The sequence below is a fragment of the Paenibacillus lacisediminis genome (genome assembly GCF_046567315.2).
Window position 1 is genome coordinate 82,482 of sequence record NZ_JBKIAX020000010.1, and the last position, 23,296, is coordinate 105,777.

Genomic DNA, 23,296 nt, shown 5'->3' on the forward strand with positions numbered 1-23,296 from the left:
AACGAAAAAGCGAGGAGGAATCATGATGTTAACGAGACCGCAAGCGGGGGAATACGCGGAGCATTTTGCCGTATATATCGATAAGGTGCCGGAAGGGGGACTGCTGGAGCTGCTTAAGACGCAGCCCGCGCTCGCTAAGGAAGAATGGGGTTCGCTAACCGAAGAGCAGGGGGATTACCGTTACGCGGAAGGCAAATGGAGCCTGAAGGAAGTGTTGGGCCATATCAGCGATACGGAACGGGTGATGAGCTATCGGCTGCTTAGGATATCGCGCGGTGATGCGACGCCGCTTCCGGGATTTGACGAGGAGTTGTTCGTTAACAGTTCGACTTTTGGCCAGCAGACCGTCTCTGCGTTGCTGCATGATTTTTCCGTCGTACGCGAAGCCACGCTATCGCTGATCCGCCAACTGGATGACGAGGCTTGGCTGCGCCAAGGTACCGCCAGCGGGGTAACGGTATCGGCGAGGGCACTGGCGTATGTGATTGCCGGCCACGCTCATCATCATCTAAGCATGATCCGGGAACGTTATTTGCAGGGGGAATAACGGATCTAGCCTAGCAGAAATCAAAATAAGGGACGGAGCCTTCCTAAACAGGAAGAAGCTCTGTCCCTTTTATGTATGCTGCGGATTATTCGTGCGACATGATGATCTGCAGCTCTCCGCTTAAACGGAAGGGGCCAAATCCGGCCGGAAGGATAAAATGCGCTCCTTTCGCCAAGGCATAGCTTTGATCGCCTGCAGTGAGCGAACCGCTGCCTTCAAGCACGCTGAAGATCGTATATTTCTCGTTCCCCGCGAGCGCAACGTCGCCGGCCACCTCCCATTTCTGCACCGTGAAAAACGGGTTGGAAACAAAAGACGTTACCGTAAGCCCTTCCTGCATAGAGGTATCGTGCGTGATCGGCTGATAGGCTTGCGGCACGCTCGTCACGTCGATGGCTTTTTCCAGGTGGAGCTCCCGGGTATTGCCGTTTTTGTCCTTGCGGTCGTAATCATATACGCGGTACGTCGTGTCCGAGCTTTGCTGCGTCTCCAGCACGACGATGCCTTTGCCCAGGGCGTGGATCGTACCGCTGGGAACGTAAAAGAAGTCGCCCGCTTTAACCGGCACTTTGGTCAACAGTCCGTCCCAATCGCCGTTTTCGATCATCTGCACAAGCTGTTCCTTCGTTTTGGCTTCATGGCCGTAAATAATCGCTGCTCCCGGCTCGGCGTCTACAATGTACCAGCATTCCGTTTTGCCGAGCTCACCGTTTTCATGCTTGCCGGCATATTCGTCATCCGGATGGACCTGCACCGACAAATCGTCGGAGGCGTCGAGAATTTTCGTCAGCAGCGGGAAAACGGCCGATTTCGACTTGAACAGTTCGGGATGCGCCGACCATAGATCCCCCAGCTTCATTCCCTGATAAGGGCCGTTTTTGACCACGCTTTGACCGTTCGGATGCGCCGAAACCGCCCAACATTCACCGGTGTGAGCGTTCGGGATCTCATAGCCGAACAAATCCCGAAGCTTCGTTCCGCCCCAAATGCGTTCTTGAAAAATCGGTTGCAAAAAAATCGGTTCACTCATCTTATCTTTCTCCTTTTTACGCGTAATTCACCTATAACTTGACAAAATTGGCAAAATCGTTTTTTGTAAAGTAATATGCGAGTTAAGTGTATCATGTTTCGAAAGGAATGAAAAACATTCCGACGCTGGTCATTCGCGATTCGGTGAAAGAAAGAAGGAGTGTCCCGAAAGCCAACGGCTGCTCGGGAACACCCCTTCTAATTTGCCGCAGAGCTTATTAAGCCCTGCAAAAGCGTTTATTTGCTGACAGCAGCTTCGTAACGTTTCTCAACGGCAGACCAGTTGATTACGTTAAAGAAAGCGGCGATGTAGTCAGGACGTTTGTTTTGATATTTCAGGTAGTAAGCATGCTCCCATACGTCAAGGCCGAGGATCGGCGTTTTGCCTTCCATCAGCGGGGAATCTTGGTTCGGCAGGCTGTATACGGACAATTTGCCGCTGCCGTCTACCGCGAGGAATGCCCAGCCGCTGCCGAAACGGGTCGTAGCCGCTTTGCTGAAATCCTCTTTGAATTTGTCGAAGCCGCCAAGCTCGTTGTTGATGGCATCAGCCAGTTTGCCGGACGGTTGACCGCCGCCGTTCGGGCCGATCGTTTCCCAGAACAACGAGTGATTGGCATGACCGCCGCCGTTGTTGCGAACTGCGGTACGGATGCTTTCAGGAACGCTGTCCAGATTGGAAATCAGCTCTTCCACGGATTTGGATTGCAGCTCCGAAGCGGACTCCAGAGCGGCGTTCAGGTTCGTTACGTACGTATTATGGTGACGATCGTGGTGAATCATCATCGTTGTTTCATCGATATGAGGTTCCAGTGCGTTGTTGGGGTAAGGCAAAGCAGGTAATTGATGTGCCATGCTAAATCCTTCCTTTCTCCTTATAATATGTAGTTCACTTCCGACAAACCTTATTATAAATCTCTGTTCTGACTTAGTCAACATAAATGTATATTAAGTATGTTAAATCTTTTGCAGGCATTGACAAACCTGACGGCTTTGGTCATAATGAGTGATCGAGCCATATTTTGCAAAGTTTGGGGTGATCCTGCGTGGGACTCGGCATCGTCATCGTCGAAGTATGCGACAGCAACCTAATGAGCGCGCTCGATCTGGAAAATCTGGAGCAGGAGTATCCCGAGATTGCCGTCATGCGGGCGGAATGTCTCAGTTTATGCGGATTATGCCGGCTTAGACCTTATGCCCTGGTCAACGGGAAAAGGGTAGTCGGCAAAACGACGGAAGAGTGCGTTCAATCGGTCAAGCAAGCGATCGAGGATGAATTAAAAGCTTATGATATATAGCAAAGGCAGCCGTCAGGCTGCCTTTAAATTCATGGGGGATCAAAATATGATAGAACAACAATTTGAACAAGTTTACGCCATCATGACGGCTTCTTTTCCGGAGAGTGAACGAAGAACTTATGCCGGGCAAAAGGAGCTGCTGAGCAATCCGTACTACCGCCTCATCACGGAGCCGGATGCCAGCAAACGTCTGGTCGCTTTCCTCGCGGTATGGGAATTTCCTCTGTTTCGGTTTGTGGAGCACCTGGCTGTCGACCCTTCCGTAAGAGGAGGAGGCTTGGGAAAAAAGTTAATGGCTGCTTATCTCGAAAAGACTCAGCCACCCGTTATACTGGAAGTTGAGCCCCCTGTCGCGGACTTGGCGAAGCGGAGGGTCGATTTTTACAAGCGCTTGGGGTTTCACCTTCAACCCTTCGATTATGTGCAGCCTCCGCTTCAGCGAAGCCAGCCTGATTTGCCGCTGAAAATCATGAGTTATCCGGGGCCGCTTACAGAAGCGGAGTTTGCCCGTTATAAAGAAATCCTCTATACGGAGGTATATAAGGTTAATCCCCGGATGTAGCCGATTTGCGCTGGCGGATGACGTAAACGCATTTTTTGCCGTTTTGGGCCAGGCATTCCGTACGCTCGACTTCGGCGTCCAGCAGCGATTCGAACAAATTCAATTCGCAATCGCAGGCATGGTTGTATCGGGAGGCGATTTGCGAGATCGGGCAATTATGCTCCATCAACACGAATTCGCCGTTTTCGTTGCGTTCAAGCTCCGTCATATAGCCGTTGTCGTTTTGAATATCCGATAGCTGTTGCACTTTTTCCGGAAGCGTTTTTCCGTCCATCGCGGCCAGGTATTTGCGGTTTAATTTGTCCCGCCGGCGTTCAAACAGCCGGTCTACCATGTGCCCGCCGCTCTCGTCCTCAAGTTCTTCCAGCAAGTCGAGCGTGAGCGTATGATATTTTTTCGGGAAAAGCCCCTCGGCGATTTCGGTCAGGCCGTATACCGCCGTCGGACGGCCCAGTGTTTGCCGGATCATTTTGGATTCGATCAATCCGTCCCGCTCCATCGTCCCGAGATGGCGGCGTACCGCCATTTCGGTTATTTGCAGCTCGGTTGTGATTTCTTTGGCGCTGAGCGGTCCGGACGTTTTCATCATATGAAGAATCCGCTCGCGAGTGGTAAGTTCTTTGATCTGGTTCACAAAGACACTCCCTTTCGGGTAAATGATCAGCCGCGCTTCACGGCCATGGCCGATTCTTGGCAAGCGTCGGAACAGTAGCCATGGTGCTCCGCCTCGCATTCCTCACAGCAAATGTGCTGCAAGTTGCAGACCGGGCAATTGATGTAACGGTCATGCGAAGTTCCGCAGTGGTAGCAATGGCCAATGACGCGATCTTCCGCAGTCTGGTTGATCGGCACGGAGATCCGTTCGTCGAACACGTAACATTTGCCGTCGAACAGGCGGCCCTGCACTTCAGGGTCTTTTCCGTAGGTGACGATGCCGCCTTCCAACTGGGACACGTCGCCGAAGCCTTCGCTTAGCAGGAAGCCGGTCAGCTTCTCGCAGCGGATGCCACCGGTGCAATACGTTAATATCTTTTTGTCCTTGTAGTTGCTCAGGTTGTTGCGAATCCATTCCGGAAACTCGCGGAAAGACTCGACCTCCGGACGGATCGCTCCACGGAAATGGCCGATATCGTATTCATAGTCGTTGCGTCCATCGAGGACGATAACATCCTCGTTTTGCAGCTGCTCGTAAAATTCGGCGGGTGAGAGCCGTTTGCCGCTGATCCGGTTCGGATCAAGCTCCTGCTCGTAACGGAATGTGACCAGTTCCTTTTTGTGACGGACGAACATTTTTTTGAAGGCATGGCCGTCCACTTCATCGATTTTGAACACGATATCCGAAAATAACGGATTGGCCCGCAAATCCTGCATATAGCGTTCGGTTTGTTGGACTGTCCCGGACAACGTGCCATTAATGCCCTCCGCAGCGATCAGAATGCGCCCCTTGACTCCGAGGTCCTTGCAATACTGCAAGTGCTCGGCGGTAAATTGCTCGGGATCTTCAATGCGAACGAATTTATAAAACAATAAAACACGGTAAACGTGTTGTTCCATGAGTAATCACCTATCTATGTTGGATTCTACTGCATTGTAGTTGAATTTTATAAGCTTAGTCAATATTAAAGTATAGTAAGTATATTAAAGCAGGTCCAGTGGATATTGTATCCTTTCCGGTTAATTCGTGTTTTCAGGTCTTTGGGAGCTGCGTCACGGCGGGTTAAAAACGCAAGAAACGGAGGTCTCTCCCCGAAGAGAAGCCTCCGTTTTTTTGCGTAACCTTTTGCCGGATGTTCATGCGATGACTAGTGGATGACCTTTATGTGGTGATCGGGAGTCACTTTATGGGTAAGCAGCTCGGATACCGTCACAAAGGAATAACCCCTGCTTTTGAGCTCGGGTAAAATGATCTTGAGCGCTTGGGCCGTTTGCGTACTGTTGTGGACATAATCATGCATCAGAATGATATCACCATTGCGAGCATTGTTAACGACTTTGCGTACGATTTTGTTAACGCCCGGCGAGGTCCAGTCCAACGTATCTTGACGCCATGACCAGAGGATCATTTGCAGCCCATTTTTTTTCGAAGCTTCTACGATCTTTTCATCATAGTGCCCTCCTGGGGGGCGGAACAGCACCGGCCTTTGTCCGGTTGCTTCAAAAACCGCTTGCTGGGTCTGACTTAGTTCGGACATGATGGAGCTTGTCGTTATGTTATGAAAGGACGGATGGTGAAAAGAATGGTTCCCGATTTCATGTCCTTTCGCCAGCTCCAACTGCGCGATTTCAGGAAAACGCCTTACCTTGTCGCCTATCACGAAAAAAGTCGCCTTTGCCTGATATTGCTCCAAAATCTGCAGAATTTCCGGAGTCGACCGGCCATCCGGTCCGTCGTCAAAAGTAAAAGCGATAAATTTTTCGTGTGTCGGAACCTCCCAAACGATGTCCCCCCGCTCCTCATAATAGCTTCTTCCTTTGGCTGGAGCATGGGGGGCAGCCTCCGTATAGGGGCTCAAGAGAGAGGTCGTTAAGGCTAAAGCCAAGACAATGCCCAGTTTGTTTTTTAGCATCAGCACTTTGTTCCTCCATTGTTGTCACTTGATATGCAGGCCGAGTTACGCTGCATTTGTACATTATTCGCTTAGTTTGGCTTAAAACAGCAGTTTTATCCTTTAACGGAACGGGCTTTTTGAATAGGCAGGGGGGATACCATCAAATTTTGCAAAAAAAAGAAGATGTCACAAGCCGTATAGAAAAAGAAAATCCGATGCGCCGGCACCGGATCGGTTTACTTGATTCTTTTCAGTTCAGCTTCCTGCTGTATGGAGCGCGTAGATAGCAGCTCGATGATTCTGTGCTGGTTCTCCAGAACTTTTTCCATTCTAATTACCCGCTCATTAGTATCTAACACAGATCTTTTAATTAAGTGTTGATCTTCTTCAATACGGCTAAGACGTTGATCCATTGATTTAAGATGCTGATTTACTTCCTGAAACTGTTTGTCATTCCGATCCAAACGTTCATTAACCGCCTTTAATTCTTCACGGACAACTGATTGCAATAATTGCTTTAACTCATTATCCATAAATACCGCCTTCAAACTTTATGTTGTTATTTTATCAAAAATTAATACTTAGCGCTATGGAGATCTTGAGCATATCCAGGGGAATTTATTGAGGAGGTGGAATTGTTGTAATGGAGGTATAAAGAAGTGATCGAAATCAAAGACATCCTGAAGAAAGTCCGGTTCCACGATCTCCGGCATACTCATGTGGTGATTCTGCTGAAGATGCGGGAAAACAGTAAGCGGATCGCGGAGAGAATGGGATGGTCCAGTATATAGATGCTCGACTGGTATTTTCAGCAATGAAGAACTCAACTTGCTTTATATGAGGCCGATATTGCCAAATATAGCGAAGAATTGCGACTGGTTGTCAGTAAACTTTTGGATTATTTTTATGTCATGTATAATTGAGGTATACGATACGATATGCTAAGATAAGATTAGAAATAAGGACGGTTGGCAGACCGTCCCCAGTACAACATCTTGAGTGGGATACCCCTCCAAGAACATACTTGTTACATGAAGAAGTGACCCTCACTGGCGCCAACCTAATGAGTGGGTCACTTCTTTTTTCTTTCGATATAGGTCAAAAGTGCAACGATGAATGCTGCAAACATGATTACATCGGAAAAAGAGAAGCGCATACGGCTCACCTCCTTTCCGGAGGGAGCCTTACCACTCAAGGTGTGCTGTACAAGCCAAATTATACCATAAGGGAATGCGAAATTCGCAGTAGCAATAAAATAAAGTTATTCTTTAAGTAAGAAAAGCCCTCACTTCAAGTGGTTGGCGGGTTTTGTTGATCCAAAAAAAAGAAAATTACAAAGTATTTAGTTATTTTTTATAGATCAGCAAGTTATTGTTTAGACAATTATTTTTTTATGATTAGAATAAAGATTGTTTAATTTTGATCTAGGAGGACTATTTGTGAAGAAAAAAAATTTCAAGAAAACCAGTTTTATTTTTGCACTGTTCTTAGCTGTATTTTTAGTTTTCACAGGTACAAATACATACGCTGCAACAGTTGGTGAACAACTAACTGCTCCTGAAGAGGGTTGGCAAAGAATTGATGACATTGAACTTGATAAATATGCGAAATATACTGGAGACTGGATTAATCACATAGGGGATAACACTTCGGGTTACTATAAAAATAGGATCAAGGCTACTAAACAAATCGGAACTTCTGTAGAGTTCAAATTCTCAGGTACTAAATTAAGAATAATTGATGTTATGGTGGATGCGCGTTCAAATGATTCTCGTATAGTTATTGACGGGGTAGAAGAATCATTCAGCACAAAAAGTATAGCTCGATTGCCTCAAGCAGTTACATATGAAAAATTAAATTTAAATTCAGGGATTCATTCCGTCAAAATATACACTCCAGATACTAATGTTTATACCGATAAACATTTGGTTGCGATAGATGCAATTGATATTGATGCGGACGGGACTTTGGTAGATATCAATACACCAATTCCACCTATTGATCCAACAAAACCTGACGAACCTTCAAATCCAGAGCCAGAACCAGAGGAGCCAACTACACCAGAACAGCCATCCGGCAACCGAGCTATCTTAGTGGTCACTATGACAACTGGCTTAGAAAAGGAATTCGACCTTAGTATGAAGGAAGTCAATGACTTTATCGACTGGTATGAAGCTAAACAGGCAGGATCAGGAAAAGCTTCATATGCGATTGATAAGCATGATAACAATAAAGGACCGTTCACAAGCCGTAAAGACTATATTCTATTTGACCGTGTGCTGACGTTTGAAGTGAGTGAGTATATTAAATAACCATGTATTGAAGACCACTAAGGCATAAGCTAAAGTGGTCTTTTTTGCCGCTTGAATACCTAAACTTATTTAGGTTTATTTTACCAGTTATTCTTGCATATTGAATACGGAACGAATACTCCCCTATAAATGCTCATGTAGATAAATAAGGAGCCGCATAAAGCGACTCCAGATAACTTGCTTACTATTTTGTCTCGGATGGAGCAGTATTGTATTCGTTCACTTCAAACGTCAGGATATTGTTGAAAATCACGTAATCAGTTCGCTTACTGAACGGTCCTTTGTTGTTACTATGTTTATCAATTGCATACTTTGCAGGGCCGATTCCTGCGTCTTTAGCATCATACCAATCAAGAAAGCCGTTCACTTCATCCAAAGATAAATCATATTCCTTTTCGAGTCCGTTTAACATGGTAACTACCAATATTGCTCGGTTCCCTGAAGGAGTCGTTGGTTCTTCGGGCTCAGTGGCCTTACCCTGCGGAGTAGATTGTACTTCATTTGAATAACCGGATTCTACACCATCGATAACTGAAGTGACCACAAAATAATAAGTCTTACCGTTCGTCAATGCTGGAATTATTCCGTAAGTGTCTTCAGTGACAGTAACAGTTTTTGTGTAGTTACCTGATTCCGTACCGTAGTGGAGTATATAACGCTCTGCCGAATCAACTTGATTCCAACTGAGAGTTACTTGGCTATCTCCTGCAGTAGCATTAAGATTGAGCGGCGCATTAGGATTAACTAAATATCCGGTATTATCAATATCTATAGCATCTAATCTTGGCCCATAGCTATTTGTAGATACTATTTCTACAGTATGATAACCAAAATCTAAATTTGTTTTTTCGTACTCAAGATGCTGATAAATAGCACTGCTTGTTCTTTGACTAAACGATTCACGTACCCCATCTATTGTAATTAATAATTGAGTTGAATGAGTAGGATACCCTACTCCTATGTATCTAATTTTGGATCCAACAAACCCAAATTTTACTTTAGTCCCATTAATAGTTTGCGTATAATGCATTGACCCTTGATAATATGAAGAATTTCTTTGGGTAGTCCAACCACTCCCAATATACTCAATTGCTTTATCAGAACCGTCATATCTTTTCCAACCTTCTTCTGGACTTGTTAAGGACTGTCCAATGGTCGCTGCAAAAGTATTACTTGAAAAGCTAAAAATCAAGAGTAGTGACAACAAAACAGAGATAGATATCTTTTTCATAAGAAACTCTCCTTCAATTGGTTTTTTAAAAACAGAATACAAATGAAAACAAGGGATGTCTAAACAATAATGTCTATATCTGTAATATCGTGTCGGATCAAATAATAAAAATTTCTCCTTGAATGAGGACCATAAATTCGCATATAATTCAAACATATGTTCGTATATCGAGGTGATGACATGCTTGATGATATTGAGCGGAAATTGTTACGCATCTTATTTAATTTCAGTTCCACACGCCGGCGAATGCCCACAATGCCGGAACTCCAGACAAAGACGGGAAGGAAGAGGGAGGATATTTATGCAGGCCTAAGAGGGCTTGTTGAAAAAGAATTTATCCTGTGGCCAGACAACCCCAAGCTGGAGACGATTGTGATCCTGAAACCTTGGGAGACTGAGCAAGAATCGAAAATAACCAAACCTAGTTCAAGGGATAACATCGATTATTACTTATATTATTGAGGGGCATCTTATGAGTAGCAGCAGATTAGGTGATGGTCTTTGGTCAACAAAATTTATTTTGCCGGAGCATAATGAAGCTCTTAAGCGGGAGAGGAAAGAAGGAACCCGCAAGCAGCAGCCGGTACTTGAATCAGGAAGTAGAGCAGATCGAGCGAGTGATTGCCGAAGCATTCCGTGATCCCCGGCGTGTTACAGTTCGTGTTTTCGGAGAATAAGAAGATGTTGAATTGAGTGGATTTATAACAACCGTTCAAACGTATTTGCGCGAAATCAAGTTGGTGTTTGCGAAGGACCAATGGAAGTGGATTAAAATTGGGGATATATTGAGCGCAAGTAATTCATCGGGATCTCCTAGCCCAGAGCACTGATCATAGCTTCGGGACAATCTGCTATTATATACACATACATTGCTTTTTTTTTATTTTTCTCAACTCATGGCACGCGCCGAAATGAGTATTCTGATTTATTACTTTTCACCGACGTCATTAATTCGACGGTGAGTGGGGCAATAAATACGCATGAACTGCGAGCATTACGAAGACGGTAGTATCTTCCGATGAATGGATTATGCCCGTTGCAGTTCAAGGATTAAGCAAGATCACCATAAAAAAATCTATCATGATTTATTTATTAATCATGATAGGAAATTTTCAATTGTGACTTGCAACGGCCTTTTTGCGTTCATGGGCCTTGAAAGGAGTTGGTGCGTCCGATTAGTGGCCGTTTGTTGTCCGATCATCACTAAGTGAAATTTATTATATTCTACATTAAGAGGAGATGGACTAAGGGGAATATCATAAAATAGACTTACCTTGGGAGGTAAGTCCCAGGTTAGCTGAAATGTTAGTAATTTCTGTTCTAATAAGTGAAGGAATAGAAAGACCAGTTAAGGTGAGTGTTATTACACCCGCACGGTCCGATATCTTTTACATAGGGGAAGAATCATCTCCGTGGTCTTACACTATTTTTAGGAATAAATAAACGCACGATTCGCTACTGTCAGTAGCAAAAACAAATTTCAGAATACAGTCAAAAACAGTCCATAAGCGGCCTAATATTGTTGTTAAAAAAAGATTTTGGCCCCCATTTAGACCCCAGAAGCAGTTTTTATACAATTTCAATCCTTAGTCAAAAAGAAAAGAAGCCTTGTATATCAAGGCTTCTCGGCGATGATCTGCAGTGGGCTCGAACCACTGACCCCCACCCTGTCAAGATGGTGCTCTCCCAGCTGAGCTAGCAGATCAAAATATTTTGAAGACAAAATTTATAATAACAGGCTGAGCTGACTCTGTCAAATGTTTTTTTGCGTATATTCAGAGTGGCATGAGACAACAATGGAATATGCCAGCTTTGGCAAGATTGTTACCAGGAAAGGATGTTTCATATGCGGCGATACTTCAATAAGTCCCTGGTGGGACAGAACCGGAAAAAAAGCGCCGGCTGGGCCGTCATTTTGGCTGCGGCCATCCTGCTCACGCTGGTCAGCGCCTGCAGCTTGGCGCCGGATCGGGCGACGATGGACAAGCAGGCGAACGGATGGCCGTGGCCGTTTGGTGCATCCGTTTCGGATGAAGTGTACTCTCCGACGATCGCGGAAGATGTGTACTCTACAGACTAAGCTTCATAGGCCCGGACTATTCCTCGACCTACTTACGGGAGTAACTATACATGAAAACTATTTTTTTGTATAATAATGCAGTTTAAAACAATAGATGAACGAGAGAAACCGTGGGAGGGGAAGCCTGGTGTCAGCCGCTACAATTATACAAGCAAAAACAGAGGAACAATTAGAGAAATGCCTGGACATCCGCAAGGAAGTGTTTGTGGAGGAGCAGATGGTGCCGATCGATTTGGAAATTGACGAATATGACAAAATCGGCCCCGATGTTCATCATGTGCTGATCGAGTTGGACGGGGAATACGCCGCCACCGGACGGCTTACTTACTATCAGGATAATTCGGCGAAAATGCAGCGGATTGCCGTACGCAAACCTTTTCGCTCGCAAGGCGTCGGAAAAATCCTGCTGATTGCCCTGGAAGAACTGGCGCGTGAGCTGGGACTGGAGAAATCGGTGCTTGATGCGCAGTGCCAAGCCGAGGGCTTCTACGCGAAGCTGGGCTACGAGACGATATCGGCCGAGCCGTTTGATGACGCCGGCATCCCCCATGTGCGCATGGTCAAATCGTTGAAGTCATAGTTTTTGGATTATGGGGCAATCTATAATCATACTTCTTGATAAGGAGATGTGATCATAAGATGCCCCTGAATACCAGAGAAACGTTTATCGCAGTCCGTAAAAACGGCGACGGTGACCTGGAGTCATTTAAAACGTCAAGCGGGCGGGTGCTTGATTACGAACAGGCGCTTCAGGAAGTTAAAGCTGGTGCCATCGCCGGCGTCAACGTCTTTAAAGGCCGGGACGGCGAAATGTATATCCGCGGCGACGCCGATGGAGATCCGTCAAATAATCTGGACAACCTGCCAAGCTTCGAATAGGACAACCTCCGGCCGAAAGGCCGGAGGTTGTTTTTTTGACCCTCTATAGCGTATAAATTTCGTGCTGGCGCAGAAAATCCATCTCCCCGGTTTTACCGATAAATGACTCCATTTCGTCTCCATAATGCATCAGCGAAATTTTGCTTTGAATCTCCGGAGGCAAGGAGAGCAGCTCCTGAAGCGTCGTATGTACTTCGCCCGGACCGGTAAGCTGAACCTCGTGCAAAATTTTCCGGCAGTTTCTTTCTCTTACAAACCGGGTCAGCAGCTCCGGCTGGAAGGTTTTATCCGCACTATAAAAAATCTCGCCGTTAAAATACAGCGAATAGCTTGGTTTGCCGGGAATATGCGGTGTCTGGATAATCTCCACGGAAAGCCCCGGTGACAATTGCTCGGTTTTTCCTTCTATGAGGAGCCTGACATCAAAAACGTCGTCAAGCGAACCGATCACCCCATCCTGACTCATTCCGCCTTTTAACGTGTTTTCCCATAACGGGGTGACCAACTTGTCGGCGATGTAGAGAACCGGTTTCTTCCCGGAACCGTATTTCATGCGGAAGGCGAATTCTTCGAGGCCTCCAACATGGTCGCCATGGATATGCGTGATGAGTATGCCGTCGATTCCATCGAGCGAATTGCCAAGCGTATGCAGCGCGAGCGGTGCGGTAATGCCGCAATCGATCAGCAGCGTAAAGTCCTCCGCATAGAGGAGACCGTTATTGTTAAAGTACCTTTTGGCGAATGCCCCGCCCGTGCCAAGCATTTGCAAACGAAGTGTCATAAATATCCCCCTTGTGAAAGTCACATCCTTCCCTTTAATGTACTCCAATTCCCTTCCAAACGAAAGCCCCGAAACGGGCACCGTAGCAAAGCAGGCGGACAGGACGGAAAAAATATCCGGCTTTTACCGGTAATACCGCAACTTGCCCGTACAGGCGGAGTATAAATTTATATCAACATGAATCAAATGGAGGGTTCATACAATGAAATTGAAATGGAGAAGAGTTGCTGTCCTTGCCATTGCCTTCTCTCTAATGGGAGGTTCCATGCTGTTTGCCGACGCGGCCAGTCAAAAAGTGAAACTGCTGCTGAACGGACGCGAGCTGGAAGACGGCGGATATATTATCGATGGAAAAACCTACGTCCCTTTACGGAATCTCGAGGGTTTGGCCGATTATAACGAAGAAACGAAAACGGTCAATTACTATAAACCGAACGTTCATATGTCCTTGTCTAATGAGGAAGGAGTGTTTGGGGATATCAAAAAGACGGGCAAGCTTAAATTTTACGTGTTTTCACAAATCGATAATTTGAAGACGAATATTTCGGCGGTCCGCGTCTCGATTACGGCGCCAGACGGTACCGTCAAGGAGATCCAAACCGATGAAATCAAGGAGCAGCGGGATAATTTCTGGTTCCGCACCAAAGACTACACGTATGACTTCAAAGCGACCGGGCAGTACACTGTCGGATTTTATATGAAACCGGCCGGAGGAACGGATTTTGTCCTGGTATCGGAGAAAGGTATCAAAGTCCTGGAATAGGTGTATAATAATCTACACTGCGTAGCTGGGAAAATTGACCTGTCCATCCGAAAATGTTACGATACGGGGGATAAGGCAACACCATTAAAACCATTAAAGCGAGGTAATTCAATGAGCGACCACAATCACGAACACGGCGAAGCGTGCGGATGTGGACATGACCATGACCACGATCATGAGCACGAAGAGTTTGTGTTGACGTTGACGGACGAACAAGGCAACGACGTAGAAATGGTTCTCGTCGAAACGTTTGACGTAGGCGAAAAAGTGTACGCACTTCTGTTGGAGCGGAACAATCCGGGAGCGGATGGCATCATTCTCCGCATGGAAGAAGAAAACGAAGAAATGGTGCTTTACAATATCGAAGACGAAGAAGAATGGAAGCAAGTGGAGGAAGCATATAACGAACTTGTCTCCCAGCTTGATGAAGCTTAATAACGGATTGCTAAAAATCAAAGCTCCCCGAAATCCGGGGAGCTTTTGTTGTGGCAAAAAATTCGCTTCAGAAGATCGGATCTGCCTCGACGATCACTTTTACGTTTTCGATCTTCCGGTCTTCCGGTCCTTTCACCGGCAACCCAACTTCCACATGATCAACGATATAGTCGATATTATCCTGGGAGATGACTTCACCCGGGAGCAGAATCGGAATGCCTGGCGGATATACATAAATAAACTCGGCAATGATCCGGCCGGCCGATTCCTTGAACGGTATCACTTCGGTATCGGCGTAAAAGGCGTCCCGCGGAATCAGGGACAACTGCGGAATTTCCGGCACTTTAACGATAAGTTCATTTGCATTGCCTTCCTTGTAGTAAATGCCGGACAGCTCGCGCAGCGCAGTCAGCAAAATATCGGCGGTCTCCCGCGTGTCCCCCGGCGTAATCAGACAGAGGATATTATACATATCGCTGAGCTCAACCTCGATATTATAATGCTCGCGCAGCCAATTTTCCGCCTCGTAGCCGGTGATGCCCAAATGCCGGACATGGATCGTAATTTTAGTCGGGTCATGGTCGTAGGCCGCTTCACTGCCTAAAATTTCCCTCCCGAAGCAGTATAGCCCCTCAATTTTGTTAACTTCCTCACGGACATATTGCGCCAGCTCCATCGATTGCTCAGCCAGTTCGCGGCCATAGAGCGCCAGATTTCTCCGGGCCGTATCCAGGGAGGCCAGCAGCAAATAGGAAGTCGACGTCGTCGTCAACATACTGATGATCGTTTGAACGCGCTGCGGATTTACATAACCGTTTTTCGTGTTAACGTTTAGAATCGAACTCTGCGTCATGGAACCGCCAAGCTTGTGAACGCTCGTTGCCGCCATATCCGCGCCGGCCTGCATGGCCGACATCGGCAGCTGCTCGTGAAAATGGATGTGCACACCGTGGGCCTCGTCCACAAGCACGGGCACATGAAAGCTGTGGGCAAGGTCGACGATTTCTTTCAGGTTGGCGCATACGCCGAAATACGTCGGATTAATGACCACAACGGCTTTGGCGTCGGGATGACGCTGCAATGCGCGGCGAACCGAGGACGACGTAATACCGTGATCGATGCCGAGATTGAAATCCTGAGCCGGCGACACGAAAACCGGCTTGGCCCCGGCGAAAATAATCGCGGACATAACGGATTTGTGAATGTTTCTTGGAACGATAATTTTATCGCCCGGCGAACAAACGGATAATATCATGGTCATAATGGCACCGCTCGTCCCTTGAACGGAAAAAAACGTATGATCCGCGTCAAACGCGTCGGCGGCGAGCTTCTGCGCCTCCTCAATCACGCCGGTCGGCTGATGAAGATCGTCCAGCGGCGCGATGTTGATCAGATCGATCGACAGGGCGTTATCGCCAATAAATTCGCGAAATTCTTTATCGGTGCCGAGCCCCTTTTTATGCCCGGGAATGTGAAATTGAACGGGATTGCCGGCCGCGTGTTTTTTGAGTGCGGTAAAGAGCGGCGTGCTTTGATGATCCATATGGGCCATCCCTGCCTTTCATCGTTAAAATGTAAACAAGCTTGAGTATAACAAAAACGGTTCGGAATGCAAGTGAACATGTTAGAACTCTCCTCAAAAGGGACAAACTAAAGCGAAGAAATCATATCTGGAAAAATAGCGGAGGGATTTTGCCATGGAATTAACTTCAGGAATCGCGCGCAAAAAACTGCTGAATCCTACGTTTGCCTGCCTTTGGATCATTATGTTTTTGGTAGAGTTCGTGAAGGGTGCGCTGATCGTTGCGGTACTGCCCGTGTATATGGGGGACGTGCTGAGGCTGAGCGCCTTTGCGATCGGGTTGTCTTTTTCGCTCCAATATATCGGAGATAATGTGTTTCGCAGCCCAGCGGGCTGGCTGATCGAACGGATCGGCTTTCGCCTGACGATGACGCTGGGTCTTTGCCTTATGCTCGGGGCGGTGGCGATGATCGCCTTTCTGCAGACGATGGGATTTCTTGTGCTCGGCTGCACGCTGCTGGGGATCGGGACGGCGCCCCTGTGGCCGTGCGTCATGATGGGCATTACGGCGGTGACTGAAGAAAACAAAAACTTTGCCACGGCGATGGGGGTTATGCAAATTTCCAGCCTCAGCGGAACTGGATTGGGGCCGGTGCTGATCAATTTTTTCGTGGACGGCTCCTACCGTCCCGTGTTTTGGTTACTTTTGGCCTGCGTCGGGCTGGTGGTGATCGTATCGCTGTTTCTTCCCGGAAAAACCGGCAAAGTACCCGGGGGCAAACCGGCGGAAGCCGCCCCCGGGACCCTTGACAAAGCGCTGTGGCGGGGAGGGATATGGCGCCATATTCGTGCGACGCTTCGTGAGGTCAGGAACAATTTGCATGTCAGCCCGCTGCTTTATCCGGCGCTGTTTCTGCAGTCTTTTGCCGTGGGGCTGCTGACGCCCGTCATTACGTTATATGTTAGGTCCGAGCTTGGTTTGTCGCCGGAAACGTTCAGCGCCATGCTGGTGATCGGCGGGGGCATCACGGTGGCGGGGCTGATCCCGATCGGGAAGCTGGTGGACCGCTTTGGGACACGTTGGTTTTTGCATGTCGGATTCGCTCTTGCGGCCGTTTCGGTTGGCATTTTTGCGGTAACGAGCTCCGTATCCCTTGTTTGGCTGCTCGTCATGTTGATCGGGGTGAGCTACGCTTTTATTCTTCCGACCTGGGATACGATGCTCTCGCATTTGCTGCCGGAAGGAGAGAGAGGTACGGTATGGGGGCTGTTTCTCACGATAAAGGGTTTCGGAATGGTTGTGGGACCCATCATATCGGGCAAAATGTGGGATGTTTTGGGACCCTCCGCTCCGTTTCTGGCCAGCTCGGCGGTGATGGCCTTACTGTTTTTTCTCCATATCGGAATCGCCAGAAACGCAAAAAAACCTCCGGGGGTGACCCCGAAGGCTGGGCGATGACGCTGCCGGACCAAGATCAAAATGCGTTTTTGTAGAGCGGAAGCAGCGTTTGGAACGTTTCTTCGATCGTTTGGACCAGCTTGCTCCCGTCCCCAAGCAGAGGATTGTCCTGTTCCAGACGTTGTCCGCACATGATCTCGGCTTTTTTCACCTTTTTCAGCTGTCCGGCCCATTGCTTCAGCAGTTTGCTGTCCGCCTCCTGATGCGGCGTGCCGCCGGGGTCCATATGATCGAGCGACCAATAGAAGCCGCCTGGAATCGTTTTTTTCACCTGTGCCGCATGCTTGTCCAGGTAATTGGCGAACACCAGCTTGTTTGGGCTTTCGTAGATAACGGCAAAAATGATGAACATGTGAGTGGGGAACATGCCTACTTGAAAATGAGGCAGCGCTTTATAACCTCGTTTGCTCGCGGCCCAGGCCACCCATGTATCGTTTGGCGGATTGACCGTGCGCCGGGCGTGCTTCGCGACATGCGGGTACATCTCTTCTCCGCAAAGCGCCGACAAGTATGGCGCCAGTTCCGCACCGAGCGTTTCCAGCTTCGGTCTAATCCGGTTAATAATCGCTTCCATCCGGGGCTCTAGTCCCGGAACGGTCAACGCTTGAAAATCCTGCTGCGCAAAACCGGGAAATGTCATGTGCTTGATACCTCCAGCTTATCAAATCGGAAATGCTTTATGGTGTTTTTTGCCTGCCATCAGTATAACATACCACCCCCAAGGATGCGTCAACCGGGGCCCGAAACGGGTAAAAATAATCAATAAACCAAGTTCCGTTACATAAGATGGAGTATAAGATAAGGTAAGCCGCAGCAAGTTTTTGTTCGAAGTACAGCTAAGATGCAACGCTCACAAAAACTTAGTGTATGCTTTCGAGGGGAGTTTTTGTACGAAGCGCAACCAAGATGTATCGCTCACAAAAACTTTGAGGAGGGAGTGCCGTGAATAAAAGCTATGAGGTTGAGTATTGTAATCTGGAACTCCGATTTGACCGCCGGCACATTCAACAATTGATCCGCGATTTGATCCAAGACGGGTATTCTTTATATTGGAGCGAAAACGAATCCGTGTTCATCATTTCCGTCCGCACCGGGCGCAAGCTGACGAAGCTGAAGTTTCAACGTCTCGGCAAAGGATACAAGCTGGCCGGCGATTACGTGATCCGTGACGCCAAGCTGGCCGAATGGCTGGAGAAACTGATCGGAGAACTGCGCGGCCACGCCGTGGTCAAACGGTTCAAGGACAGGCAAATTGTGATCGAAAATATTTTGTTCGGCGAAGTCATTCGATTGGTGGAAATTTCCGGGATGGAGCATCGGGTCATTTTTCAAAAAGGCCCGACACTGAACACGGAGCAACTCGCCGAAATGTTCGCTTCCGACAAAGCGGAGCGGCAGCTTGCCGATTTACAGCAGGAACTGGACGCCGAACTCGACAGGCTGTATGAAGCGCTGCAAAACGGCGACGAGGCCGCCTCGGAAGCCTGCAAGGAAAAACTCCGCAAGCTTCGCCTGGAGCTGATCCGCCTTGAATGGTAGCGGTTCGTTTGGCCCAGAATAGAATAATATATTAATGCGGTTCCCCCCAATTCATGTCGGGGGATGTTTTTTGAAGGCGAACCAGGGTTCACTTCTGTACACAAAACTGTTAAAATGATATTATTGAACAAAAATATAGTGAGCAAAGGATGGAGACCATGTCAAAACAACAAATTGGCGTTATCGGCCTTGCCGTCATGGGCAAAAACTTGGCCCTGAATATTGAGAGCAGGGGCTTCACCGTTTCGGTGTTCAACCGTTCTCCCGAAAAAACGCATGACCTTCTGGCAAACGAAGGCAAAGGGAAAAACCTTGTCGGCACGTTCTCCGTGGAAGAGTTCGTCAATTCACTCGAAGCTCCGCGCAAAATTTTAATTATGGTACAAGCCGGTCCGGCTACGGACGCGACGATTGAACAGCTGCTTCCTTACCTGGATCAAGGCGATATCATCATCGATGGAGGCAACGCCCACTTCCCGGATACGCAGCGCCGCAGCAAAGAGCTTGAGGCCAAAGGTTTCCGCTTTATCGGCACCGGGGTATCCGGCGGTGAAGAAGGCGCGCTGAAAGGTCCTTCCATCATGCCGGGCGGACAAGAAGACGCCTACAAACTGGTTGAACCGATTTTGACGGCCATTTCCGCCAAAGTAAATGGTGATCCTTGCTGTACATATATCGGGCCGGACGGCGCTGGACACTATGTAAAAATGGTGCACAACGGCATTGAGTACGGCGACATGCAGCTGATCGGCGAAGCTTATCATTTGCTGAAGGATGTGCTCGGCGTTGACGCCAAGGAATTGCACGAAATTTTCTCCGAGTGGAACAAAGGGGAGCTTGACAGCTACCTGATCGAAATTACCGCCGACATCTTCTCCCAATACGATCAAGAAACCGGCAAACCGATGGTGGATGTGATTCTCGACGCCGCTGGGCAAAAAGGAACCGGCAAATGGACAAGCCAAAGTGCGCTGGATCTCGGCGTGCCGTTGTCGATGATTACGGAATCCGTGTTCTCCCGCTTCCTGTCGGCGATGAAGGAAGAACGCGTGGCGGCCAGCAAAATATTGAACGGCCCGGCCCAAAAGCCGTTTGCCGGCGACAAACAGGAATTCATCGAAAATGTACGCAAAGCGCTGTTCGCCAGCAAAATTGTCTCTTACGCTCAAGGTTTTGCCCAAATGCGCGCCGCTTCCGACGAATACGGCTGGAATTTGAAATATGGCAACATCGCGATGATTTTCCGCGGCGGCTGCATCATCCGTTCCCAGTTCCTGCACAACATCAAGGAAGCTTACGACCGCGATCCTGCGCTCAAAAACCTGCTGCTTGACCCGTACTTCAAAAACGTGGTTGAAAGCTATCAGGACGCATGGCGCAAAGTTATTGCCGCTGCCGTGGAGAACGGAATTCCGGTTCCGGGCTTCGCCAGCGCCTTGTCCTACTACGACAGCTACCGCACGGAGCGTTTACCGGCGAACCTGCTGCAGGCGCAGCGCGACTACTTCGGCGCACATACGTTCAAGCGGGTGGATAAGGAAGGCGTCTTCCACCATCAATGGTTCTAAAGAAGGAACAGCCGCCGAAGAGATGTCATATCTCTTCGGCGGCTTTTTTGCACCCGGATGACATGATGCGAAGCAAGTTCGTATTGAAAATATGCCGGCCTGTGTTATGATATGGGAAAGTTGCAAGTAGGTGAAGAAAACATGCATACTGCGAAAAATAATATCGTGCTGATCGGCATGATGGGCACGGGCAAATCGACCGTCGGGGCGTTGCTTGCGGCCGAAGCCGGCCTTCGCCTTGTCGATCTCGATCAGATGATCGTCACGGAAACAGGGCTGTCGATCCCGGAAATTTTTGCGCAAAAGGGCGAAACGTTCTTTAGAGACACGGAATCGCGGCTGCTTGGTCAAGTGCTTGCGGACGAAGGTTTCGTGCTGGCGACCGGCGGCGGCGTCGTGTTGCGCGAGCAAAATTGCCGTACGATGCTGAAGAACGGGATTGTTGTCGCTTTGAAAGCTTCGGCGGATGACATCATCGCCCGCGTCGGCGAGGACGAAAACCGCCCCTTGCTGGCCGGCGGCGCCAAAGAACGGGTAACCACGCTGCTGGAGGAACGGAAAAAAGCCTATGATTTCGCGCATCATACCGTGGATACGACGGGGAAAAACGCAGAACAGGTGAAGCTTGAGATTTTAACGCGTTGCCGCGGTTAACGATCAACAACGAAAAGGGGAATGAAACATGGACGTAATCGTAAGGCCTACGCCTGAGTTGACTGGAGAAATTGGAGCCCTGTCTTCCAAAAACTATACAACCCGGTATTTGCTCGTCGCCGCTTTGGCAGAGGGCACAAGTACGGTATATTATCCCGCACACAGCGAAGACAGCGATGCGATGCGCCGCTGCATCGCCGATTTGGGCGCGGTGCTGAACGAGGACGAGGAGAAAATCGTCATCACCGGCTTCGGACGCCGGCCGAAGGACATCAAGGAGCTGAACGTCGGCAACGCGGGGGCGGTGCTCCGTTTCCTGATGGCGATCGCTTCGCTTTGTCCGGATGTGACGTTCGTCAATACGTACCCCGATTCGCTGGGCAAACGCCCGCATGACGACTTGATCAAAGCGCTTGGCCAGCTTGGGGTAGAGGTCGAACACAACGAAGGCCGCCTGCCGATCCGCATCCGCGGCGGAGCCCCTAAAGGCGGAAAGATTCGCGTATCCGGCGCGGTCAGCTCGCAATATTTGAGCGCTCTGCTGTTTTTGACCCCGCTGCTGGACGAGGACAGCGAAATCGAAGTGCTGGACGATCTCAAATCGAAGGTGGTCGTGGGGCAAACGCTGGAAGTGCTGGAGCAGGCGGGCATCGTCATCCATGCAAGCGACGATTATAGGCATTTTCGCGTCCCGGGACGGCAAAGCTACCAGGCGAAAACTTACACGGTGCAGGGCGATTACCCCGGGTCGGCGGCGATTTTGGCGGCGGCCGCGATCACGAAATCGGACGTTAAGGTTCACCGGCTGGCCGAGCGCAGCAAGCAGGGGGAACGCGCCATCGTCGATGTGCTGCAGATGATGGACGTGCCGCTTACCCATAGTGACGGCACCGTGCACGTGCGCGGCAACGGCCGGCTGCGTCCGGTCGAATTCGACGGTGACGCCGCTACCGACGCGGTGCTCGCCATGGTCGCTGCCGCGGTATTCGCCGACGGCACCTCGCGTTTTTACAATGTGGAAAATCTGCGGTACAAAGAGTGTGACCGCATTACGGACTTTTTGCAAGAGCTGAAAAAAGCAGGGGCCAACGTGGAGGAACGCCAGGCGGAAATCATCGTACACGGCCGTCCGGCAGGACTGGAAGGCGACGTGGAGATCAACGCGCATTACGATCACCGGGTGATCATGGCGCTCACCGTCGTAGGTCTGCGCTGCCGGCAGCCGCTGGTCATTAAGGATGCACATCACGTAGCCAAATCGTATCCGCAGTTTTTTGATCATATTAGCTCGCTAGGTGCATCCGTGGAACGGGTAGAATAAACTTATAGAGTCAGCTTTTGATCACGAAGCAGGTCAAGAAGCGGATTCGACGTCGAAGCTTGAATTCAGCCGGGCCTTCCGTTGCTCACGTACCCAAAACGTACGCTCCGCTACTCAGTCCCTAGCTTCATCCAACCTTCTCGGTGCTGAAAACCTGACTTTTTGATCACGAACAAATTAGAAAGGGAGGAAGCTTAGAATGCCATTTGAAAATCCAAGCCGTGATGAGATCAAGCAAATTTTGCTGAACGCGGGCAACATCGCCGTCGTCGGCCTGTCGGATAAAACCGACCGGACCTCCTACATGGTCGCGCAGGCGTTGCAAAGCAACGGCTACCGCATCATCCCGGTAAATCCTACCGTAAGCGGGGAAATCCTCGGCGAAAAGGTGTATGCTTCCCTGTCGGAGATCCCTGAACCGGTCGATATCGTCAACGTATTCCGCCGCAGCGAGCTGACCCCTCCGGTCGCTGAGGAAGCGGTGAAGATCGGGGCGCGCGTGCTGTGGCTGCAGCTCGGAATTTTCAATGAGGAAGCGTATGAAATCGCCGCTAAAGGCGGACTTACGGTCATTATGGACCGGTGCATCAAGGTGGAGGACAGCATTTTGATCGGAAAACGAAGCTGATAAGCTTTTTTGCCGGAGGCCCGTCTGCAAAGAGGGGCCTTTTGGACTGTGGCTTTTTCCTTTGACAAATTTGTCGGGCTGGGCTTACCATAATGGAATAGAGAGAGGGTATCCTATAAAGGAACCGCGGTTTCGAAAA

The 23,296-nt window shown here is 48.9% G+C and carries 27 protein-coding genes and 1 tRNA gene; 17 read left to right on the forward strand and 11 right to left on the reverse strand.

The features are described 5' to 3' along the window. Positions 1-25: 25 nt before the first annotated feature. Positions 26-547: a DinB family protein gene (locus ACLD72_RS19520; RefSeq protein ID WP_458476117.1), complete on the forward strand. Its 522-nt coding sequence runs from the start codon at positions 26-28 to the stop codon at positions 545-547. A gap of 85 nt (positions 548-632) precedes the next feature. Here the strand turns inward: ACLD72_RS19520 and manA are convergent, their stop codons facing one another. Together manA and ACLD72_RS19530 are read right to left on the reverse strand one after the other, a co-directional pair. Next, entirely contained in the window at positions 633-1,577 is a 945-nt protein-coding gene (gene manA / locus ACLD72_RS19525; RefSeq protein ID WP_410997535.1) for a mannose-6-phosphate isomerase, class I, read from the reverse strand. A 236-nt stretch (positions 1,578-1,813) separates the two neighbouring features. After that, a complete protein-coding gene (locus ACLD72_RS19530; protein WP_251586878.1) occupies positions 1,814-2,431 on the reverse strand; it encodes a superoxide dismutase in 618 nt (205 codons plus the stop codon). 191 nt (positions 2,432-2,622) lie between these two features. Between ACLD72_RS19530 and ACLD72_RS19535 the strand changes: the two genes are divergently transcribed. Then, the gene (locus ACLD72_RS19535) at positions 2,623-2,874 is read left to right on the forward strand and encodes a YuzB family protein (RefSeq protein ID WP_128634383.1); all 252 of its coding nucleotides are present in this window, start codon (positions 2,623-2,625) and stop codon (positions 2,872-2,874) included. Positions 2,875-2,920: 46 nt separating this feature from the next. Continuing rightward, entirely contained in the window at positions 2,921-3,436 is a 516-nt protein-coding gene (locus ACLD72_RS19540; RefSeq protein WP_410997537.1) for a GNAT family N-acetyltransferase, read from the forward strand. Here ACLD72_RS19540 and ACLD72_RS19545 read toward each other — a convergent pair. The 4 genes from ACLD72_RS19545 to ACLD72_RS19560 all read right to left on the reverse strand — a co-directional run bounded on the left by ACLD72_RS19545 (position 3,420) and on the right by ACLD72_RS19560 (position 6,518). Further along, the gene (locus ACLD72_RS19545) at positions 3,420-4,070 is read right to left on the reverse strand and encodes a helix-turn-helix transcriptional regulator (protein ID WP_251586875.1); all 651 of its coding nucleotides are present in this window, start codon (positions 4,068-4,070) and stop codon (positions 3,420-3,422) included. The two genes, ACLD72_RS19540 and ACLD72_RS19545, sit on opposite strands and share 17 nt — an antisense overlap. Positions 4,071-4,096: 26 nt before the next feature. Then, a complete protein-coding gene (gene trhO, locus ACLD72_RS19550) occupies positions 4,097-4,990 on the reverse strand; it encodes an oxygen-dependent tRNA uridine(34) hydroxylase TrhO (protein WP_410997539.1) in 894 nt (297 codons plus the stop codon). A gap of 248 nt (positions 4,991-5,238) precedes the next feature. Then, positions 5,239-6,003 (reverse strand): polysaccharide deacetylase family protein, encoded by a 765-nt coding sequence (locus tag ACLD72_RS19555; RefSeq protein WP_410997834.1) that lies wholly within the window; start codon positions 6,001-6,003, stop codon positions 5,239-5,241. A gap of 218 nt (positions 6,004-6,221) precedes the next feature. Further along, positions 6,222-6,518: a hypothetical protein gene (locus tag ACLD72_RS19560; protein WP_410997541.1), complete on the reverse strand. Its 297-nt coding sequence runs from the start codon at positions 6,516-6,518 to the stop codon at positions 6,222-6,224. A 126-nt stretch (positions 6,519-6,644) separates the two neighbouring features. Between ACLD72_RS19560 and ACLD72_RS19565 the strand changes: the two genes are divergently transcribed. Together ACLD72_RS19565 and ACLD72_RS19570 are read left to right on the forward strand one after the other, a co-directional pair. Then, positions 6,645-6,776, forward strand: a complete 132-nt coding sequence (locus ACLD72_RS19565) for a hypothetical protein (RefSeq protein WP_410997543.1) — start codon at positions 6,645-6,647, stop codon at positions 6,774-6,776. A 648-nt stretch (positions 6,777-7,424) separates the two neighbouring features. Continuing rightward, positions 7,425-8,297, forward strand: coding sequence for a hypothetical protein (locus ACLD72_RS19570; RefSeq protein ID WP_410997545.1), 873 nt, complete (start codon positions 7,425-7,427; stop codon positions 8,295-8,297). A gap of 184 nt (positions 8,298-8,481) precedes the next feature. On the opposite strand, the gene ACLD72_RS19575 is transcribed toward ACLD72_RS19570, so the two are convergent. After that, positions 8,482-9,528: a fibronectin type III domain-containing protein gene (locus tag ACLD72_RS19575; protein ID WP_410997547.1), complete on the reverse strand. Its 1,047-nt coding sequence runs from the start codon at positions 9,526-9,528 to the stop codon at positions 8,482-8,484. A gap of 180 nt (positions 9,529-9,708) precedes the next feature. On the opposite strand from ACLD72_RS19575, the gene ACLD72_RS19580 reads away from it, so the two are divergent. Continuing rightward, the gene (locus tag ACLD72_RS19580; protein ID WP_410997549.1) at positions 9,709-9,990 is read left to right on the forward strand and encodes a hypothetical protein; all 282 of its coding nucleotides are present in this window, start codon (positions 9,709-9,711) and stop codon (positions 9,988-9,990) included. A gap of 1,170 nt (positions 9,991-11,160) precedes the next feature. Here the strand turns inward: ACLD72_RS19580 and ACLD72_RS19585 are convergent. Next, positions 11,161-11,233: transfer RNA gene (locus ACLD72_RS19585), tRNA-Val, on the reverse strand. Between the two features lie 141 nt (positions 11,234-11,374). On the opposite strand from ACLD72_RS19585, the gene ACLD72_RS19590 reads away from it, so the two are divergent. From ACLD72_RS19590 to ACLD72_RS19600, 3 genes are all read left to right on the forward strand, one after another. Beyond that, the gene (locus ACLD72_RS19590; protein ID WP_410997552.1) at positions 11,375-11,608 is read left to right on the forward strand and encodes a hypothetical protein; all 234 of its coding nucleotides are present in this window, start codon (positions 11,375-11,377) and stop codon (positions 11,606-11,608) included. A gap of 94 nt (positions 11,609-11,702) precedes the next feature. Further along, a complete protein-coding gene (locus ACLD72_RS19595; protein ID WP_410997554.1) occupies positions 11,703-12,188 on the forward strand; it encodes a GNAT family N-acetyltransferase in 486 nt (161 codons plus the stop codon). Positions 12,189-12,247: 59 nt separating this feature from the next. Then, complete coding sequence (locus ACLD72_RS19600) at positions 12,248-12,487, forward strand: DUF3892 domain-containing protein (protein ID WP_251586865.1); 240 nt, start codon at positions 12,248-12,250, stop codon at positions 12,485-12,487. Between the two features lie 43 nt (positions 12,488-12,530). Here ACLD72_RS19600 and ACLD72_RS19605 read toward each other — a convergent pair whose 3' ends face one another. After that, positions 12,531-13,268, reverse strand: coding sequence for an MBL fold metallo-hydrolase (locus tag ACLD72_RS19605; RefSeq protein ID WP_410997556.1), 738 nt, complete (start codon positions 13,266-13,268; stop codon positions 12,531-12,533). A gap of 208 nt (positions 13,269-13,476) precedes the next feature. Here ACLD72_RS19605 and ACLD72_RS19610 point away from each other — a divergent pair, with 208 nt between their 5' ends. Further along, on the forward strand, positions 13,477-14,031 hold the full coding sequence (locus ACLD72_RS19610) for a copper amine oxidase (RefSeq protein WP_410997836.1): 555 nt from the start codon (positions 13,477-13,479) through the stop codon (positions 14,029-14,031). A 111-nt stretch (positions 14,032-14,142) separates the two neighbouring features. Next, positions 14,143-14,466 (forward strand): DUF1292 domain-containing protein, encoded by a 324-nt coding sequence (locus tag ACLD72_RS19615; protein ID WP_410997558.1) that lies wholly within the window; start codon positions 14,143-14,145, stop codon positions 14,464-14,466. A 67-nt stretch (positions 14,467-14,533) separates the two neighbouring features. On the opposite strand, the gene ACLD72_RS19620 is transcribed toward ACLD72_RS19615, so the two are convergent. After that, entirely contained in the window at positions 14,534-16,009 is a 1,476-nt protein-coding gene (locus tag ACLD72_RS19620) for an aminotransferase class I/II-fold pyridoxal phosphate-dependent enzyme (RefSeq protein WP_410997560.1), read from the reverse strand. 154 nt (positions 16,010-16,163) lie between these two features. On the opposite strand from ACLD72_RS19620, the gene ACLD72_RS19625 reads away from it, so the two are divergent. Beyond that, positions 16,164-17,447 carry an MFS transporter gene (locus tag ACLD72_RS19625; RefSeq protein ID WP_410997562.1) on the forward strand — a complete coding sequence of 428 codons (1,284 nt, stop codon included), beginning with the start codon at positions 16,164-16,166 and terminating at the stop codon, positions 17,445-17,447. Between the two features lie 16 nt (positions 17,448-17,463). Here the strand turns inward: ACLD72_RS19625 and ACLD72_RS19630 are convergent, their stop codons facing one another. Next, positions 17,464-18,087: a DUF1054 domain-containing protein gene (locus tag ACLD72_RS19630; RefSeq protein ID WP_410997564.1), complete on the reverse strand. Its 624-nt coding sequence runs from the start codon at positions 18,085-18,087 to the stop codon at positions 17,464-17,466. Positions 18,088-18,389: 302 nt separating this feature from the next. Between ACLD72_RS19630 and ACLD72_RS19635 the strand changes: the two genes are divergently transcribed. From ACLD72_RS19635 to ACLD72_RS19655, 5 genes are all read left to right on the forward strand, one after another. Further along, positions 18,390-18,986, forward strand: a complete 597-nt coding sequence (locus ACLD72_RS19635) for a hypothetical protein (protein WP_251586853.1) — start codon at positions 18,390-18,392, stop codon at positions 18,984-18,986. Between the two features lie 158 nt (positions 18,987-19,144). Further along, positions 19,145-20,554 (forward strand): NADP-dependent phosphogluconate dehydrogenase, encoded by a 1,410-nt coding sequence (gene gndA / locus ACLD72_RS19640; RefSeq protein ID WP_251586851.1) that lies wholly within the window; start codon positions 19,145-19,147, stop codon positions 20,552-20,554. Between the two features lie 141 nt (positions 20,555-20,695). Beyond that, entirely contained in the window at positions 20,696-21,208 is a 513-nt protein-coding gene (locus tag ACLD72_RS19645) for a shikimate kinase (protein ID WP_410997566.1), read from the forward strand. 28 nt (positions 21,209-21,236) lie between these two features. After that, positions 21,237-22,529: a 3-phosphoshikimate 1-carboxyvinyltransferase gene (gene aroA / locus ACLD72_RS19650; RefSeq protein ID WP_410997568.1), complete on the forward strand. Its 1,293-nt coding sequence runs from the start codon at positions 21,237-21,239 to the stop codon at positions 22,527-22,529. 199 nt (positions 22,530-22,728) lie between these two features. Then, the gene (locus ACLD72_RS19655) at positions 22,729-23,157 is read left to right on the forward strand and encodes a CoA-binding protein (protein WP_251586844.1); all 429 of its coding nucleotides are present in this window, start codon (positions 22,729-22,731) and stop codon (positions 23,155-23,157) included. Positions 23,158-23,296: the final 139 nt, after the last annotated feature.